The organism is Haloferax mediterranei ATCC 33500 (genome assembly GCF_000306765.2).
Classification (GTDB): domain Archaea; phylum Halobacteriota; class Halobacteria; order Halobacteriales; family Haloferacaceae; genus Haloferax; species Haloferax mediterranei.
In genome coordinates, this window is record NC_017944.1 from 403,183 (window position 1) to 419,528 (window position 16,346).

At 59.3% G+C, this 16,346-nt stretch carries 17 protein-coding genes; 7 read left to right on the forward strand and 10 right to left on the reverse strand.

All coding sequences use genetic code 11. The features are described from left to right. Positions 1–237: 237 nt before the first annotated feature. The gene (locus HFX_RS20420; RefSeq protein WP_081603740.1) at positions 238–600 is read right to left on the reverse strand and encodes a MarR family transcriptional regulator; all 363 of its coding nucleotides are present in this window, start codon (positions 598–600) and stop codon (positions 238–240) included. A 478-nt stretch (positions 601–1,078) separates the two neighbouring features. Between HFX_RS20420 and HFX_RS18545 the strand changes: the two genes are divergently transcribed. Together HFX_RS18545 and HFX_RS18550 are read left to right on the forward strand one after the other, a co-directional pair. Next, complete coding sequence (locus tag HFX_RS18545; RefSeq protein ID WP_004060729.1) at positions 1,079–1,438, forward strand: hypothetical protein; 360 nt, start codon at positions 1,079–1,081, stop codon at positions 1,436–1,438. 163 nt (positions 1,439–1,601) lie between these two features. Beyond that, positions 1,602–2,153: a lamin tail domain-containing protein gene (locus HFX_RS18550; RefSeq protein WP_231513003.1), complete on the forward strand. Its 552-nt coding sequence runs from the start codon at positions 1,602–1,604 to the stop codon at positions 2,151–2,153. Positions 2,154–2,205: 52 nt separating this feature from the next. Here HFX_RS18550 and HFX_RS18555 read toward each other — a convergent pair whose 3' ends face one another. Next, positions 2,206–2,814 carry a class I SAM-dependent methyltransferase gene (locus HFX_RS18555; protein ID WP_004060727.1) on the reverse strand — a complete coding sequence of 203 codons (609 nt, stop codon included), beginning with the start codon at positions 2,812–2,814 and terminating at the stop codon, positions 2,206–2,208. Positions 2,815–2,911: 97 nt separating this feature from the next. Continuing rightward, entirely contained in the window at positions 2,912–3,742 is an 831-nt protein-coding gene (locus tag HFX_RS18560; RefSeq protein ID WP_004060726.1) for an alpha/beta fold hydrolase, read from the reverse strand. A 108-nt stretch (positions 3,743–3,850) separates the two neighbouring features. On the opposite strand from HFX_RS18560, the gene HFX_RS18565 reads away from it, so the two are divergent. Next, positions 3,851–4,318 (forward strand): FKBP-type peptidyl-prolyl cis-trans isomerase, encoded by a 468-nt coding sequence (locus HFX_RS18565; RefSeq protein ID WP_004060725.1) that lies wholly within the window; start codon positions 3,851–3,853, stop codon positions 4,316–4,318. Positions 4,319–4,530: 212 nt separating this feature from the next. Continuing rightward, positions 4,531–4,971 (forward strand): hypothetical protein, encoded by a 441-nt coding sequence (locus tag HFX_RS18570; protein ID WP_004060724.1) that lies wholly within the window; start codon positions 4,531–4,533, stop codon positions 4,969–4,971. A gap of 33 nt (positions 4,972–5,004) precedes the next feature. On the opposite strand, the gene HFX_RS18575 is transcribed toward HFX_RS18570, so the two are convergent. Then, complete coding sequence (locus tag HFX_RS18575) at positions 5,005–6,153, reverse strand: DUF7118 family protein (RefSeq protein ID WP_004060723.1); 1,149 nt, start codon at positions 6,151–6,153, stop codon at positions 5,005–5,007. A 174-nt stretch (positions 6,154–6,327) separates the two neighbouring features. On the opposite strand from HFX_RS18575, the gene HFX_RS18580 reads away from it, so the two are divergent. Beyond that, the gene (locus HFX_RS18580; RefSeq protein ID WP_004060722.1) at positions 6,328–7,197 is read left to right on the forward strand and encodes a universal stress protein; all 870 of its coding nucleotides are present in this window, start codon (positions 6,328–6,330) and stop codon (positions 7,195–7,197) included. Between the two features lie 54 nt (positions 7,198–7,251). Here HFX_RS18580 and HFX_RS18585 read toward each other — a convergent pair whose 3' ends face one another. After that, positions 7,252–7,983, reverse strand: coding sequence for a cob(I)yrinic acid a,c-diamide adenosyltransferase (locus tag HFX_RS18585; RefSeq protein WP_004060721.1), 732 nt, complete (start codon positions 7,981–7,983; stop codon positions 7,252–7,254). A 218-nt stretch (positions 7,984–8,201) separates the two neighbouring features. On the opposite strand from HFX_RS18585, the gene HFX_RS18590 reads away from it, so the two are divergent. Continuing rightward, positions 8,202–8,786 (forward strand): hypothetical protein, encoded by a 585-nt coding sequence (locus HFX_RS18590; RefSeq protein WP_004060720.1) that lies wholly within the window; start codon positions 8,202–8,204, stop codon positions 8,784–8,786. Between the two features lie 13 nt (positions 8,787–8,799). On the opposite strand, the gene HFX_RS18595 is transcribed toward HFX_RS18590, so the two are convergent. The 5 genes from HFX_RS18595 to HFX_RS18615 form a co-directional block, all read right to left on the reverse strand. After that, positions 8,800–9,918, reverse strand: a complete 1,119-nt coding sequence (locus tag HFX_RS18595; RefSeq protein ID WP_004060719.1) for a phosphate uptake regulator PhoU — start codon at positions 9,916–9,918, stop codon at positions 8,800–8,802. Positions 9,919–10,118: 200 nt separating this feature from the next. Beyond that, positions 10,119–11,087, reverse strand: a complete 969-nt coding sequence (gene pstB / locus HFX_RS18600; protein ID WP_004060718.1) for a phosphate ABC transporter ATP-binding protein PstB — start codon at positions 11,085–11,087, stop codon at positions 10,119–10,121. Between the two features lie 4 nt (positions 11,088–11,091). Next, a complete protein-coding gene (gene pstA / locus HFX_RS18605; RefSeq protein ID WP_004060717.1) occupies positions 11,092–12,714 on the reverse strand; it encodes a phosphate ABC transporter permease PstA in 1,623 nt (540 codons plus the stop codon). Further along, positions 12,714–13,847, reverse strand: a complete 1,134-nt coding sequence (gene pstC / locus HFX_RS18610) for a phosphate ABC transporter permease subunit PstC (protein WP_004060716.1) — start codon at positions 13,845–13,847, stop codon at positions 12,714–12,716. Before pstC ends, pstA begins: the two co-directional genes overlap by 1 nt. Before the next feature lie 61 nt (positions 13,848–13,908). After that, positions 13,909–15,102 carry a PstS family phosphate ABC transporter substrate-binding protein gene (locus tag HFX_RS18615; protein WP_004060715.1) on the reverse strand — a complete coding sequence of 398 codons (1,194 nt, stop codon included), beginning with the start codon at positions 15,100–15,102 and terminating at the stop codon, positions 13,909–13,911. 186 nt (positions 15,103–15,288) lie between these two features. Here HFX_RS18615 and HFX_RS18620 point away from each other — a divergent pair, with 186 nt between their 5' ends. After that, complete coding sequence (locus tag HFX_RS18620; RefSeq protein ID WP_004060714.1) at positions 15,289–16,242, forward strand: hypothetical protein; 954 nt, start codon at positions 15,289–15,291, stop codon at positions 16,240–16,242. Positions 16,243–16,346: the final 104 nt, after the last annotated feature.

Consider the following 16,346-nt stretch of genomic DNA (forward strand, 5'->3'; position numbering starts at 1 on the left):
GTAGCGACGACCCAGGGTAAGCAGTACGAGGTCTTGCTTGGGTCTTTGCCACTAACCCAGTCGTCTCCAAGTTCGTAGTTCCACAGAAGATTACTTGTGGTCAGGGCTGCACACAGATACTCCTCTCCAGGGTATGGGAATGAGTCCGCAGCAAGAACTAACCAGAGGCGTGGTTTTGACCCACGTCGGAACGGTTCCGGTACCCAGAATACGTCTCCTTTCTGGAAGCGAGCGGTGTCAGTCACGCTGTTTGCGTGGGTCAACGGCGTGTTCTTGCCATTCGTCGTATTCAAATGGTTCCTCTTCGCGACTAGCTGCAACAGCATCAGCATGGTTGGCTGCAGCGTCAAGGCTCAAGACGTGGTCACTAACACGCCAGTACTTGCCTCGATGCTCGACTCGACCTCGTTCTCTGAGCCTGACGAGAGTCGGGCCGACCGACCCGGATTTGACGGACGTCCGTTCGACGATCTCGCCTTGTGTGAACGCTTGGTGAGCATTCTGCTCTAAGAATGAGAGGATTTTGTAGGCGTTTGTCCCTGGACTTGGGCTGTCGTTGCCGTCGTTAATTGTCTCGAAACGGTCGTCGCTGATGGGCAGAATATATTAAATGTACTAAACTGTATTGAATGTATTGGGAATGCAGAACCAGTGCCTGTTCGAATACCAGCGGTTAGACTGACTAGTGCAATCACCGGCGTATCTTGTGACGGCTTAGGTAAAACGAGTTAAGTTCAATGAAACTGTAGTCACAATCTGTTCTGATTAGTATTGTGTACTTATTGGAATATAACTGAGTATACTGGGAATTTTCGTGTCGTGACTGTTATCCGAAAACAGACCAGTCTAATGCTACGTTTTCCTATTAAGTTCCCGAGGATACAACTGTTCAGATAATGAATTCTTGTGGATTTACTCTGTAATAGGCTACTTTCTATCGATTGTATCTGAGAAGTCATGTTGACAATACGGAATCTGGCTGGGGATGTGATCATTTATTTTTATAATCAGTAAGAACCCCCGTTGACTAAGCGCTTCTATAGTGTTGTTAATATTACAAAATACTATATTGAATATCGTGGACGATGGCGAGATTGTCACCGACGAGTCCGTCACAGAATTCGTGGACCTGTTCCGGACGCAGGCCTACGAAGTCGTCGTCGAAGACGAGGTTCCGACGACGGCCCGCGAGCAGATCGAACGCGAGTTCAACGTCAACGAGTGGGAGAAGCGCGGCGACTGGACGGTCTGCGAAGTCTCGATGGCCGACCGCGCGCTCGTCCACGACCTGATGGGAGTCCTCAAGGAGTTCGACCTCGCGCCGCGGTCGGTGTCAGTCGCCGAAGCCGACCTCGAAGAGGTGTTCCTCGAAGTGACTAGCGAGGCCGATGCCCCGCGAGAGCGGGACGCCGACCGAGTGACGGAGAGCCGAGCATGAGTGCACGCCACCTCTACCTGTTCACGAGGGCGTCGTTCTTTAAATCGCTCATTCTACCGAGAATTTCGTGAACTCGTCGTGAAATGTGTCGTTCATAACATCAAGCGTGCCTCAACATAGCCAAATCAACCGCAATATGGCGATTCACCAGAGCCAATTATATATGAAACGACGCGATCTTTTAACATTTGGTTCTGCAGGACTATCTATTGGTATAACTGGGTGTATTTCAGAATTTGATAAGAACACTGAACCAAAGTCAACAAACGACGGGACTATGAGCGGTTCGAAGAAGACTGAAAAGCCCGAATTACAGAGTACCGGTGTCTATCCAGATGAAATAGAACGTGAATTCATCAGTTATGAATACATTCTGATGGAGAATGAATCTGAACATTCATTGGACGTGTCAGGGTACGTCATAGAGTCCGACCAGACGTATCGGATTGAAGAGCTTGTACTCGAACCGGGCGCACGGCTCGTACTCCTGAGCCGAAGCGGAGACGACACGACGTTGCAGTCGAGACCGCCGGCCTCCCTTCGATATGCTGGATTCGGTTTCGAAGAAGACACGTCGGTACTCGCCGAAAACGGTACGATACGCATTCGAAAGGCTCAGGGCACGCTCGTCGCTGCGGCTTCGTACGAGAGTCCCGGGTGCGATGGAGGCACTGTCTCTACTGAATCCGGCACCGAAATCGGATGCCTGCATTGAAGCGGTCCTTAACTCGTTCTCAACCAGTTCACCCTCCCCTCAACACCCTCTATCACTCGTCCCAATGTCGCCTCGGGTACGTCTGCGCCCCGCCGTGGGTGTTCCGTGCGACGATAGTCGCCGTGGCCGACGTTCTGTCGTCCCGCTTTTCGGTCGATTCCTCGTAATAGAGAACGGTGAGGTCGAGACACGCGTGGAGGAGTTCGTTCGAGCGGAGACGATACCGGTCGGTGCTGGGACCAATCGTCGCCGGCGGGGAGGACCGAAGGTGATGTTGATAAAAGAGGATGCCGCCGGGTTTCAGCGCCGCTTTGATATCACCCAGCCGGTCCAGCGTTCGGAAGTAGCTGATCGTGATGAGGTCGTACGTCGCGTCGGGAAAGTCGTAGGCCGTCGCATCGGCACGAACCGTCTCGATACGGTCGTCGAAGCCGTCGGATTCGGCGCGTTCGCGGATGATTCCTAACCCCTCTTCAGATTGATCGAGGGCGTCAACCTCGTATCCCTGTTCGGCGAGAAAGAGTGCATTCCGTCCGCTTCCGGCCGCAACGTCGAGTGCACGACCCTCGGGAATGGTGTCGAGGTACGCCCGTAACACCGGCGATGGTTCTGGGTCGGTCGGGTACGTTCCGGTTCTGTATCGTTCGTCCCACGTGACCATAGCGACGATACGGGGACCACTGTGTTCAACGTAGGTTGTCGTTCCCGGTGCGTGACGACCCGCACAGGAGCACCGGACCCCTCTCAGTTGGCGGTGGTTACGCCGCCTCTGCCGCAACCCCGTCGAGGAATCGCCTCAGAGCATCCTCGAAGAACACCGGATTGTCGAGATTAGATGCGTGACCTGCACCGGGAACCTCCCGGGAGATTGCATTCGGAATCTTGCTTTTCAGTTTCGCTGCGTGCTGCTTGACGAACGGCAGTTCGTGCTCGCCGTACAAGACCAGCGTCGGTACGGAGATTGCCGCGAGGTCGACCTCGGTTTTGTGGAACGCTGCGACGGCACGGATTACCTTCACAAATTCGTTCGTGTTCATCTTTGGAACGTCCTCGCGGAGTTGTTCGACCTTCTCGTAGTCGCCGCCCGCCTTCGTCCTCGACAGTCGCTCTTGTACCCACACCATGGCCGTCTCGACGCGCCCGTAGCCGATGAGGCGGACGAACGGAATCGTCGCCCGAAGCATCACCGACCGCTGGAACCATTCGCGCCGACTGAATATCTCGGGGGTGAACGTCTCTGCGAGCACTATCCCGGCTACCTCGTCCGGACGAGTCGCTGCGTACACTTGCGCGATGCATCCGCCCAACGAGAGTCCACAGATAACTGGGGCTTCGAGGTCTAATGCTGCAATCAGTGCGGCGAGGTCGTCGGCAAACAGTTCGACGGAGTACGACGCTGGTTCTGACCCACCGGTGCGACCATGTCCCCGAATATCGTAGGTGATGGTCGTATAGCCGTCACTGAGTGCATTCACTTGGTGTTCCCACTGGCTGTGGGCGAGGATTGCGGCGTGGACGAAGACGACCGGCGGTCCGACACCACGCTGCTCGTAGTACGTGTCGATGTCGTTCGTCCGAACGAATGCCATGTTCGCTATTGGTTTTCTGAACGGATGAACTCGCCTGATGCCTGTCTCTCGTTTGAGTCCTCGGATGTCAGTACTGCCATTTATCCGTGTCCGCCAGAGAATGTACGTATGACGATTGAAACTGGCGACACGGTCTCACTCGAATACGTTGGCCGACTCACTGACGGAACGACTTTCGACACATCGCGACAGGATGTCGCCGAAGAAGAGGGGCTTGCGGAGGCACAGCCGGACCGCGACTACGAACCGCTCGCCGTCGAAGTCGGCGCGGGGACGGTCATCGAAGGTCTCGACGAGGGTCTCGTCGGCATGGAAGTCGGCGACGAAGAGAGCATCGAGATTCCGCCGGAGAAGGCATACGGCGAGCCGCGAGACGACCTCGTTCAGGAACACGACCCTGAACAGCTCCGCGAGGTTCTCGGTGGCGAACCGGAAGAAGGCATGTACGTCCAGACGCAACAGGGCGGTCTCGGCGAAATCGTTCACGCCGACGACGATGTGGTCCGAATCGACTTCAACCACGAACTCGCCGGCGAGACGCTGGTGTTCGACATCGAAATTCTCGACGCGAACTAAGTCTCTGTATTCGATTTAGTCTTTTTTGACGCTGAACAGGATAAGCAGAGAGCCGCACTAGATGCAAATATCTGCCCCGACTAATGTCAATTGAATGTGGTTTTATGGTGTTTTTCTACGTATCCCTATCTATGGCTCGGAGACTCTGTCACCGTTACGGTCCTGGACGACTTCCTTACGCCTCTCGGCGTGACGTTGGCGGGGGGATTGCAATGGCTGCGACCGGACTCCTGGCGATTGCCGTTTGGTTCGGCGGAGCGTGGCTTCTTATCGCAGGAACGGGTAACGGAACCATCGGATTTTTCTTCGGTATCGGGTTACTCACTCTCCCAATCGTGATTCCGACGTCATTCGTTGTTGGGACACTTCTCTGGCGGAAGCTGTACCCGGAAGAAAATCACCAACTCTACGGTGCGGTCTTCGGTGGAATCACTGCACTCGCGAGTCTCGCTGTCGGGTCGATTGGTCCTGTACTGTTCCTCGCGGTTTCGAACGTGTACCGCGGTGAGATGGCACTAGGGGAGGCGACGGTCTTCTTTACTGTATTCCTCCCAGTGGGACTTACGATGGCTATTGTGGCCGCTGGCTGGCTCGTGGTCCCTCTCGGTGCTTTCGGCGGTTGGTATCACGAGCGCGCAAAAGTCGCTGCGTAAGGGTCAGCGCTCTTTTCCGTCGGCCCTCTCGTTTCAGTCGTCCAGCGGCGGATGCTCGTCGAGACACGAGACGATACGGTCGTACTCGTCTCGTAGCGTCTCCAGTTCGTCCGAGACTGCACCGCGTCGGAGTCGGTCGCGCTGGTCTTCTGTGAGTTCTTCCCGGGCAACCGCTGCGTCCCGAAGTCGTTCGTACTCCCGCCCGTGCGTTAGTTCGTGCACCTTGCGAGCGTGAGCGACCACGTCGTCGTCGGCGAACCGACTCACGACGGCGACGAGTTCTTTCGTCCGCCATCGAAGCGTGGACGCAGGCGCTGGCGGCCACGATACGGTAAGCGGGTCTGCGTCGAGTGTTTCGAGGAACCGTTTGTTCGTCCCGACTGCCGCCGAGAACGTTTTCGGGTCGTCGACGTAGTGGTCGAGTTTCGACCGCGAGTAGCCCGCGTACTCCACGAGCGTCGCCACCGATTCGTCACCGATGGCGGCTGTTTCGAGGAACTCACACAGTCGTTCTGGGGGCGCTGGTGTTTCGGCGAGCGGGTACGATTCTGCGGTCTCTAGCCACGTGAGCACCTCACGGGCGGACTTCTCCCTGATGAACTGCTCGAACGCAGCTTCGACCGCGTCGTTGTACGATTCGATTAGGTCTCGAAGCTCGTGAACGGGTGCATCGATGTCGGCCTCCCCGAGTTCTTTCACGCGTTCGAGTCGGTCGATTCGGGATTTGACCTCGGATTCACGGTCTTTGAGGGCATGACGCGCACGCCGGTACGATTCTTCCGCTTCTTCAAGCGAATCGAGAAGTTCCGCCTCTTCTCGGGCCGGTCGAAGTTGGTCTCTGGCACGTTCGAAGTCCGACGACGACAGCGACGAGGTAACGCGCGTGGTGAGCGTTTCGTTGGCCTCGATGAATGCATCTCCGTGGCGAACGTCCGCAGGGACCGCTTCGAGTCGGTTCGACAGGGCATCCCGAAATTCGACGTAGCCCTGGAAGTCGTCCTGGTCGGTCGCCTTCTCTTCGTGTCGGTCGAGAATCGCTGCGACGTCGTGGTACGCCTCGGAGAGCGTTCGAACTTCGCCGAAGCCAATCTCGTCTATCTGTGCTCGTCGCCTGGAGAGCGTGCTGGCCGCCGCCTGCAGTGATTCGACGGGGTCGGCTTCGCGCGATTCGCCGTCCATCATCTGTCGTCACCTCGGTGGGCAAAGCCCGGTTGCGGGGACAGGGTCATACCATGAGTGTCATTGCGGGAGGGAGGAAAGTCTGCTGACCGAGGCTCGGAGGCGAAAACGTGCTTCCAAACAGTCAGCGTTCCGTCCGTCGAAAGGACTTACCTACAACCTGTCCTACAGAAGAGCATGTACGAAAAAATCCTCCTTCCCGTCGACGAGAGCACCGCGACGAGCGCGGTTCTCTATCACGCCAGTGAACTCGCACACTGGGATGATGCGGAGATACAACTGTTGTTCGTGGCGGATACGACCCGCGACAGCGTCACGGTCGTGAGTAACGACGTGGTCGACGCACTCGAACGCGAAGGCGAAAGCGTCGTCGAGGAAGCGGCCGAGACGCTCGACACACTCGGCGTCGAATACGGGACCGACGTCGTTCAGGGGAACCCCGCGCCGACCATCGTCGAATACGCGGCGGAGTACGACTACGACCTTATCGTGATGCCCACACACGGCCGACAGGGACTTTCGCGACAGCTCCACGGCAGCGTCACGGAGAAAGTCGTCCGCCTATCCGACCTGCCCGTTCTCACCGCTCGCATGGACCCCGACGACGAACTCACGTTCCCGTACGAACGAATCCTTATTCCGACCGACGGCAGTCGGTCGTCGAAGCGCGCGACCACCCACGGTCTCCAACTCGCGGCGGCGCTCGATGCAGCCGTCCACATCCTCTCGGTCGTCGACGACTCCGCACTCGGATTCGACGTTCGCTCGATGCTTTCGGGCGAAGAAAGCGAGCAGGGAGCGAACGAAGCGATTGGGTCTGTCGTCTCGGAGGCGACCGACCTCGGCATCACGAAAGTCGTCGAACGCATCGAGCACGGAACGCCGAGCGACGAAATTCGCGCCTACGTCGAGGACAACGACATCCACGCCGTCGTGATGGGGACGACCGGGAGAAGCGGTGTCGACCGGATTCTCCTCGGAAGCGTCGCCGAGCAAACGGTTCGCACCGCTCCAGTACCCGTGATTACGTTGTCTCCGGGTGAGTGACGGCCGCGGGATAATCGAGGTGACAGTGGAGGATACCAACCTGTCGACAACGGGTCAGTATTCGGTCCCTTTTCTGGCGCGTTGGCCCGAGTCGATGGGATGTTTCACCTTCCGAACGTTCGTTACGAGGTCCGCAGCATCGTGGAGGTACGTCGGTTCGTCGTGGCTCCCGGTCAACACGAGTTCGAGATGGTCGGGCTTTCGGTCGATGAGGTCGAGTACGTCGGACTCGTCCAGAAGCCCCATCGCAACGGCGTAGAGAATTTCGTCGAAGATGAGGAAGTGGACGCCGTCTTCCGGTGTACCGTCGAGGTCGAGCGGCGAGGTGAGGTCGGCGTCGGCCGCGGCGTCGACGAGTTCGCGCGCGCGTTCGAGCCCCGCGGCAACCTGCTCGGCGTGGTCCTCGTCCTCGCTGCCGTCCGCCATTCCGGCCCACCCGTAGTGGCCGAGATTTTCGAACGAAAAGCCCGGCATTGCTGCAATCGCATTGTACTCGCCACGAACTGCTTCGACGGAGTCGGCACCGCCTTTCAAGAACTGGAGCATGTGAACCCGGTAGCCATGTCCGGCGGCACGAAAGCCCATCCCCATCGCGGCGGTCGTCTTCCCTTTTCCGTCTCCCCACCAGACCTGCACGAGTCCGAACTCGTCGGGCGCGTCGGGTTCGATGGTTCTCGCGTCGGGTCGGATGCCGCGACCCGGCGTGTTTGTCCGGACCGATTCGGGGGTCGTGTTCGTGGTACTGTCTGTATCTTTGGAGCCGTCTGCGTTTGTGTTGTCAGTCATGTCTGCGGATGAAGCCGAACCGCTGTTAGTTACGTCGGGGTGTATCAGCACCTGATACGAGCAACCGACGACGTTAAATTCAATTCTAATTTCAGTAGGCAAAGTTGTGTTGGGTTTCGATTGTCGACGGTTCATTGTCGACACGGTGTCCTCACTTCGTGGGCGTCGGTGTCAACTTATTTAATCGACTACGCCGTCATTCACGACGAGCGAAACGCGTGACGAACTCTACACACCAATCCGGGAGTCAGACGATAGAACGCTGTATCAGGTATTCCATCGTCGTCGTCTTCCTTGCGGGACTCCGTCGTCGAAAGCTCGCCGCGATGGTAAACGCCATGTTCGCGTTCGTGGGAACGTTCATCCCCGATGTTTTCGAACGAGTGGCGGGTGAGCCGTTCCATCCGTGGCAGCGTGTATACGTGGAGTCGGCGATGCTAACTCACTCGGTCGGGATGCTCGGCCCCTACGACGACGTGTGGTGGTGGGACCACCTCACTCACACCCACTCGGCGTCGATTCTCGGTGGATTCGTCCACGTACTCGCACGGCGCAGGGGACACGAACCCTCCCAGCGAGTCCTCGCCGTCGTCGTCTGTAGTGGTCTGCTCTGGGAAATCGCCGAGTATGCCATCCACCGCGGTGCCGACGCGCTCGGAATCGAGCCTGTACTCGTCTCCTACGGTCGCGTCGACACGGTGCTCGACCTCGTGTTCAACCTCGTCGGGGCCGCGCTCGTCGTCGTGTTCGGCGACCGCGCGTTGAGAAATTTCCTGCTGACGGATGAACACTCCAGTCGGTGAGAGAAGCGAGGGTTCAGTCAGTGACGGCGGACCCGCCTCGGTCGTCCTCCGAGTTTCCTGTTCCCACGGGACTCGAACTCGAAGCTGTGTCTCCGATGTCCGAGAGTGGTTCGTTCTCACAGGTATCCGGTGGGTGTTCGTCTACTGCCTTGCGTCGGACCGCCGTCCGGAGTCCGACTTCAGCGATATTTCCGGCGTGCTCAGCCGTTCGCCGGAGGCTGTGGAGGGCGTGCGCAAAGCGGTAATCGCTGTCGTTCCCGTCGAATACGCGGCGCTCGATGTCGTTAAGCTGTTCGCACACTCGGTCGCGCGTCTCAAAGATATCTCGTGTGGTCTTGGAATCTTCGCCCGCGAACGCCACGTAGACTGCCGATTCGACCGCGTCTCGAACGATTCGAGAGACCGTTTCGATTTCGTCGGCGAGCGGTTGGCCAAGTGATTCATCGACCGCTGATGCGACAGATGCGATTTGCTCGGCGTGGTCGGCGATGCGCTCTAACTCCCGCGCTGCGGTGTAGAGTCGGAATAGTTCTGTCCGTGTTTCGCCGAGCGCGTCAACCTCGTCGAGGCGGTCGAGTCCGCGGGTGAAGTGCCGGTCGACCATGGCGAACAATCGGTCAGCGCGGTCGTCGCGGTCACCGAAGCCATCGATGGGGGCGTCACCAGTCAGTGCGGCAGTCGCGTCTCGGTGCATCGACACCGCGACGAACTGGAGTTGGCGGACCGACTGGCGAATCGAAACTTCGTTTGCGTCGAGGGCGTTCCGTACCGTGACGTGCGCCTCGGATTCTTCAGTTATCGTCACGCCGACGAGATTCCGCGCGACTCGCCTGATAGTCTGTCGCTGGTCGCTGTCGAACGACCCGTTGGCTTCGATGACGACCTCGTTCGACCCGGCGGCGTATGCGGCTCGAAGGGTCTGTTCGAGATACCCGTCGTCTCCAGCCTGGACCGTCATCTGTATCGACGACTCGTCCTCGCATTCCGGGGGCTGAATCACGAGCACTCCGTCGATGTGCGTGTGTAAGCCGACGACCGTCCCGGTGGTAATCCCCTCACCGTCTGCCCAGTCTCTGGGTAACGAGACGGTGAAGGTCCCGTTGCTGACCTGCTGAATCTTGCGTGTCTCCATTGTTTTCGAGTATGCTGTGTTTTTGTTGTTCAATTGCCAGTTCTTCGGCGACGCCTACTCCTACAATCTCGTGGAATCGAGAGACGAGAGGAAAACGAGAGACGCCGCCGACCGGCCGTTTGCCGCCTGCAGGTCGTCGGAGGGTGCCGTCACGTCAGTTCGTCGGGGACGAGGCGGCGCTCTCGTGTCGCGGGCGCGGTCTATCCGAACTTTCCGCTGATGTAGTCTTCGACGCGCTGGCTCTCTGGGTCTTCGAACACCTGTTCGGTATCCCCGTATTCGACGAGTTCCCCGCCGGTGAGGAACACTGCCGTCTGGTCCGAGATGCGTGCGGCCTGTTGCATGTTGTGGGTAACGATGACGACCGTGTAGTCCTCGGCGAGTTCGTGGACGAGGTCCTCTATTTTCGACGTCGCGATGGGGTCGAGGGCGGACGCCGGTTCGTCCATAAGCAGGACCTCAGGGTCGGTCGCCAGCGCACGGGCGATGCAGAGTCGCTGTTGTTGCCCGCCGGACAGTCCGAGCGCGTTGTCGTCGAGTCGGTCTCGAACTTCGTCCCAGAGGGCGGCTTGTCGAAGCGAGCGCTCGACGAGTTCGTCGACCGCGTCGTCGTCGCTTCGACCGAGGAGGTTTGCAAGCATTCCGGTGTCGAGGTCACCGTGTTTCCGCGGCCCGTACGAGATGTTGTCTCGGATGCTCTTCGGGAACGGATTCGGCGACTGAAATACCATTCCGACGCGCTTTCGGAGTTCGACGAGGTTGACGCCGTCCTGATAAATCTCCTCGCCGTCGAGCGCGACCGAGCCGTCGATACTTGCCGCTTTGATGCGGTCGTTCATCCGGTTGAGACACCGGAGGAACGTCGATTTCCCACAGCCGGAGGGACCGATAAGCGCCGTGACGCTGTTTTCTGGAATCTCCATCGAGACGCCCTTTAGCGCGTGGTCGTCGCCGTAGTACACGTCGAGGTCCTCGACGGTGAGTTTGGCTTCGCCTTCGAACTCGTGTTCGACCCACTCCTCTCGGGTCTTCTCTCGCGTCTCGCCGCTCGTGACTTCGAGCGGTTGGCCGGTTGCGTGCTGTCCGTCGTTTGTCTGCTGTCCGTCGTTTGTCTGCTGTCCGTCGTTTGTCTGCTGTCCGTCGTCCGTCGTCTGGGTGGTTTCGCTCATGTGTTCACTCGTGCTGCAGTTTCCGCCGGAAGTAGTACCGGGTCGCAATACCTACCGCGTAGAAGCTCAGAACGACGACGAGCAGGATGAGCGCCGTCGCCCATCGGAACTGTTCGATGTTGCCGATGTTGGACGACTGCCCGACGCCCGCGGTGATAAGAGAGTACAGTTGGTACGGGAGTGCCGACGTGGCCTTCAGAAGTTCTGGATTGTCCACGAACGGCGGTGACGCCGTGAACTCGAATCCACCGATAACGTCGACCGTCTGGCTACCGGGCGGTGCGACGCTCCCTGACATCGTCAAGAGAATCGGTGCCGTCTCGCCCGCGATGCGGCCGACGCCGAGAATGATACCCGTGACAATTCCCGGAAGCGCCGCCGGGAGGACGATACTTCGAACCGTCTGCCACTTCGAGACGCCGAGTGCCGCACTCGCGTCTCGGTACTCGTCGGGGACCGCCAGCATCGCCTCGCGGCTGGTGATGACGACGAGCGGGAGGAGCATGAACCCGAGCGTGAGCATCCCCGCGAGCAACGACTTCCCGTTTCCGAGACGCGGAACGAGGAAGGCGAGTCCGAACAGCCCGAAGACGATGCTCGGCGTACTCCACAGCCCGTTCGTGGCGACTTCGACCACCTGCGTGAAGCGCCCGCGCTCCGCGTACTCGGTGATGAAGACGGCCGCGCCGACGCCGAGCGGAACGGCAAACAGCACCGCGCCGACGACGAGCCAGATAGTTCCGACGATAGCGGGAAGCACGCCGTTGACATCGTTGAGGAGTGCGACGCCGTTCATCACGAACGGCCACGAGACCGGGAGGTTGAACGTCACGCCAAAGAGTGTCGTCTCGGGACCAGCCCCGAGACCCAACGTGAGTCCCTTGAACAGGCCCGGAAGCCCCTTGAGAACCGTGAAGGCGACGAGGAGGAACAACACCGTGATGATGGACAACGCGTTCATGTAGACGAGCACGTACGCGCCGACGTGGCGGCCGCGAGCGCCGAATCCACCGTAGGCCTTTGCGGACGCCCACCCGGCGAGAAGTGAACAGAACGCCGTCACGGCCGGAATTGCGAACTCGGCCTTGAACGACGCCTGTTGCTCCCAGCCGAGACTCCAGACCCACGATGGGTCGATAACGCCACCGAGGAAAACGAGACCAGCGAGGAGTGCCAATGCGCCAGCAGGTATCGTCGAACCGAGGTCCTCTCTCGGGAGTGCGGTTCCAGCGAACGCGACACCGCCGGTCACGAGTGCAACTGCAAACCAACCGACTGTGCCGAGTCCGAGCGTCTGCGACGCGACGAATCCGCCGACGACGAACCAGAGGAGTGCGAACGCCGCTGAGGCGATTACTCCGGCACTTGGTCGTGGTTGCGTGGCGACGTAGCCAAGTCGGGAGCCGACGCCGAACGTGATGACTGCGCCGCCGAGGACGACCAGTAGACCGCCGAGGAGCACGACCACCGGAACTCCGGCGATTGGGTCGGTGATGGCCACGAAGTCGAACAGCGCCGCGAGTGAGAGGGCGAACAGGATGGCCGCGAGGCCGACCGCGCCTGCGGCGATTGCCTCCGTTTCCGACGTGTCTTCGTTGACGAGGGTGGATTCGACTGCCCCAGCCATTATTCGGCACCTCCGAGTTTCTGGCGCATGCGCGTCTCGATGTACTGTGAGCCGACGCTGAGGAGCAACACTGTGATGAACAGGATGACGCCGGCGACGAACAGCGCAGAAAGCTGGAGTCCGTCGGCGTCGCCGTAGTTCGCCGCGATGAGCGACGTCAGCGTGTCGTTCCCGTAGAAGACGTTGTAAAGTGGCTTCGTCAGCCCCGGACTTCCGCGAAGCATCACCGTTGCGGCCATGGTCTCACCAATCGCGCGACCGACACCGAGGAGGACGGCAGCCGAGACGCCGGAAAACGCTGCGGGCAACGTAATCGAGGTCATCGTCTGCCAGTCGGTCGTTCCGAGCGCGAGCGAGCCGCTTTTCATCGACTCGGGGACGCTGTTGAGCGCGTCTTCGGCCACCGAAACGACCGTCGGAAGCGCCATCAGGCCGACGACGACACCGACGAACAGGTAGGTCCCCTGTCCGACGATGTCGAACTGGTCCGACGCCCACGGGCTGAGGATAGTGAATCCGATGAATCCGTAGACGATAGACGGGATTCCGGCCAGTATCTCGACGCCGGGTTTGACGAGTTCGCGGACGGTTCGCGGTGCAATCTCACTGAGGAAGAGCGCGGCGGCCACACCGAGCGGGGCCGCCACGGCGGTTGCGATGATGGTGACGAGCACCGTCCCGTGAATCATCGGGACTAGCGAGTAGCGTACCGGCGGCGTGACCGGGCTCCAGCGTGTCTCGACGAAGAGCCGGAGTCCCGGAATCGGAATCCCGAACACGGTCATCGTCGCGTACTCGACTGTCGGCCACGCCTCGGCGAAGATGAACACGAGGATGAGCCCGAGTATCAGAATCGTCGAAATCGTCGTCGTCAGCGTGAGCACGCGTGCGGTCAATTCTTGGTGCCGAATCCAGCCGTATCCCGTCGCGACGAGGAACACGGCAAACGGAATGGCCGTCAGCGACGAGACGGCTAAAAACCCGACGAACGCAGCGAGAAGCGACACCGCAGCGACAGTGACCGTGACGAGTGCATCCGGTTCGGTCTCGTCGACGAAGTCACGACCTCGCTGAAGCTCGCGCCGTACCGCCGTTCGCAGGCCAGCACCGTCGTATTGTGGGAGTATGGTCATAGGTGGAACGTGAATGAATGGAAAGAACGCGGTTCAGGCCCGTTTCGTGTCGCGGCCGGGCTTACGCCTGTTCCGGCAGCTTGTCCTTCTGGGCCTCGATGTCCTTCGTCGGAAGCGGGATGTAGTTGTTATCCTCGACGAACACTTTCTGGCCGAAGGTGGTTAGGAACATGTTGATGAAGGCGGCCTCGCGCTTGTCGGTGCCGCTGGGCGTGTCCTCCGTGATGGTCGTGTACTGGTGGAGGTCACGGTTGAGCGGGTAGGAGCTGTCGAAGATAGTGTTCTTAGCGTCCTTGTCGGGCTTGTAGACCGTTCCCTCGAAGTTGATTGCAATCGGCTTGACCTGCGGGCCGGTGAAGGCGAGTGCCATGTACGCGATGGCACCTTCGTTCTGCTGAACGACGGTTGCGACCTGCTGATTCTGGCCTTTCCGGGTGTCGACACCCGGCATCGGTGCGTCGGCATCGCCGAGCATGTTCAGGCGGAACGAGGTGTCCGTTCCGGAGCCTTCCGCGCGACCGACGACGTAGATCTCCTTGTCCGGACCGCCGACTTCCTTCCAGTTGGTGATGTCGTCCTGGTAGATTTTCTTGATTTCCTCGCCCGTGAGTTGTGTGACACCGGCGTCGTAGATATCCTTGCTGACGACGACAGGCTGGCCGTCGCGGCCGACGACGTGGTCGACGTAGTTCTCCTTGGCCTTCTCCTCGCTAATTCCGAGTTCGGCCGTGATCGGTCCGGAGGAGTTGCCGATGTCGACGAGACCGTCGCGGGCGGACTTACAGCCGGTCCCGGAGTGGCTCAGACCGATACTGGTCGCGAACGGCGGGTTCGCCTGCGTTTCGGTCGGCTCGAAGCCGTAGAGGCTCGCGAAGTAGTCGGCGAGACGCATATCGGGCGCACCGAGGTCCTCCCAGCCGGGGACGGTTCCTTCGCCGCTCGAACCCCAGTATTCGCCGTCACTCGGCGGTGCGTTGGAGTTCCAGTAGGAACTCCCTCTGTTCGCGATAGGGTAGACCGTCGAGGAACCTTCCGCAGTGAGCATCTTCGGCCCGCTCGGTTCACTCGTGGACTCCGGCGTTTCCTCTTCGGTTTCCGGCGTGCTCGTATCTTCTTCGGTCGCGGGTGCTTCGGTCGTCGTGTCCCCCGTCTGGCCCGAACAGCCGGCAAGGCCAGCAATGCCCGCAGCACCGGATGCAACGATGAATTCCCGCCGTGATACGCTGTCTGCCAACTTCTGAGAGTCGTGCGCCATCACCTGGACTGACCCGGGTTTAAATAAAATGCGTTTATAATACTACTTTAGTTCTATCAGAGTTCCACGTAACAATAACTATTGAACATGGTGGAGGGTACCCTCCCAGAGCGGTACGTTGGACTATATATGATTCCATAACCGATACGACAGAAAATATAACGCCCCGGCGAAAACACCACTATCATGGGCCAGAAGGGCAGTGAAGACAAGCGAGATAGTATCATTGGGCTGTCGAAATCTGCAGCGACGGACGCCATCGTCGCAGAAGATGAGACTCGTTCTCCGGCAACTGTCAGCACGGTGCTCGAACACGTGACCGAAGACGGAACCGTAACGCGAGACGGCGTCGATGAAGCGGTCACAGATACGTCGATGATTCTCTCGACAGCGGAGACGCGTGCCGAACTCGCGTCGATTGCACTTTCGGACGCCCGCGAGACTGCCGGCGACGCAGCGTCGATTGATGCCGTTCAGTCTCGACTCGCCACCTTCGATTCGAAGGTGTCGAATGTGACCGACCGCGTCGACGAACTCGGCACTACTGTGCAAGAGCTGTCACACTGGCACAGTACGTCGCTTCCGATATACGATGTCGTCACCGGCCTTCGGCACGCGGCTTCAGAAGCACAGACACTTACTGCGCGTGCGGACGATATCCAACTCAACATCGAGGAGTTCGAACACTGGCTTTCGAATCACGACGTTCGCGTGCGCGAAGTCGACGCCGACGTAGATGCCCTCGAATACGCTCTCGATGACCTCGAACAGAGCGTCGAGCGAGTGGCCGACAACGACGACAACGCGGACGATTGGCTCGATTCGATGCTTCGATACCACGTCTCGGTACTTCTCGTCGACGACGTTCGTGCGGAACTCGTCGACCTCCGCGAGATGGCGGCCCGAGCGGACGTGGACGACGACGGGCTTGAGGACGGTGCAGCACGACTCGACGAACTCGATTCACGTGTCGAACAACTCGGCGACCGACTCGATGAACTCGCTCAGTCCGAGTGGGTGGACGAGCACGACGAACACCTCGCGTCGTTCCGTGCAACACTAAACGAGTTCGAGCCTCCGATTTCGTGGGGTGCAGTTCAGTCCGAACTCGAACAGTACCGTCCCGAACGCGACGCATAACTCGACTGCCGACGAGTTCCATTTCTGTCTTTGTTGTGTGGTGGTGTCTGTACTGTGTCGTGTGAAAGTGTTTGTACTACCGTTTGTGCATTTCTTGGAGTTTG

Coding starts and splice junctions, on each gene's coding strand:
- HFX_RS18550 (WP_231513003.1), top strand. CDS start 1,602: ATGAAACGACGCGATCTTTTAACATTTGGTTCTGCAGGACTATCTATT.
- HFX_RS18555 (WP_004060727.1), bottom strand. CDS start 2,814: ATGGTCACGTGGGACGAACGATACAGAACCGGAACGTACCCGACCGAC.
- HFX_RS18560 (WP_004060726.1), bottom strand. CDS start 3,742: ATGGCATTCGTTCGGACGAACGACATCGACACGTACTACGAGCAGCGT.
- HFX_RS18565 (WP_004060725.1), top strand. CDS start 3,851: ATGACGATTGAAACTGGCGACACGGTCTCACTCGAATACGTTGGCCGA.
- HFX_RS18570 (WP_004060724.1), top strand. CDS start 4,531: ATGGCTGCGACCGGACTCCTGGCGATTGCCGTTTGGTTCGGCGGAGCG.
- HFX_RS18575 (WP_004060723.1), bottom strand. CDS start 6,153: ATGATGGACGGCGAATCGCGCGAAGCCGACCCCGTCGAATCACTGCAG.
- HFX_RS18580 (WP_004060722.1), top strand. CDS start 6,328: ATGTACGAAAAAATCCTCCTTCCCGTCGACGAGAGCACCGCGACGAGC.
- HFX_RS18585 (WP_004060721.1), bottom strand. CDS start 7,983: ATGACTGACAACACAAACGCAGACGGCTCCAAAGATACAGACAGTACC.
- HFX_RS18595 (WP_004060719.1), bottom strand. CDS start 9,918: ATGGAGACACGCAAGATTCAGCAGGTCAGCAACGGGACCTTCACCGTC.
- pstB (WP_004060718.1), bottom strand. CDS start 11,087: ATGAGCGAAACCACCCAGACGACGGACGACGGACAGCAGACAAACGAC.
- pstA (WP_004060717.1), bottom strand. CDS start 12,714: ATGGCTGGGGCAGTCGAATCCACCCTCGTCAACGAAGACACGTCGGAA.
- pstC (WP_004060716.1), bottom strand. CDS start 13,847: ATGACCATACTCCCACAATACGACGGTGCTGGCCTGCGAACGGCGGTA.
- HFX_RS18615 (WP_004060715.1), bottom strand. CDS start 15,102: ATGGCGCACGACTCTCAGAAGTTGGCAGACAGCGTATCACGGCGGGAA.
- HFX_RS18620 (WP_004060714.1), top strand. CDS start 15,289: ATGGGCCAGAAGGGCAGTGAAGACAAGCGAGATAGTATCATTGGGCTG.